General features: G+C 29.0%; 1 protein-coding gene. It reads left to right on the top strand.

Annotation, left to right across the window (positions count from 1 at the left end; all coding sequences use genetic code 11):
• A partial coding sequence (locus ACX6CF_RS26930) for a MazG-like family protein (protein ID WP_458788451.1) occupies positions 1-224 on the top strand: 224 nt, incomplete at both ends.

Genomic DNA, 224 nt, shown 5'->3' with positions numbered 1-224 from the left:
CTATATATAAAGGGGATTTTGATATTACTAAGACTATAAGGATTATTGAAAGGTTAAAAAGTCAGCTGCTGTCAAATGTATCTGCTCTGTTTTCAAACATGGCTGAAGGTAATACAGGTGGCAATAATGAAAATATTGATATCTTAGCTGATATAATTATTCTTTCTTATTTATTATCGGATAGATTAGGTGTTTCAAACGAAGCTCTTGATGTTAAATTAATA

The organism is Vallitalea sediminicola (genome assembly GCF_054408565.1).
Note: the sequence above shows the minus strand (reverse complement) of the source record. Positions and strands in the feature narration are given on the sequence as shown.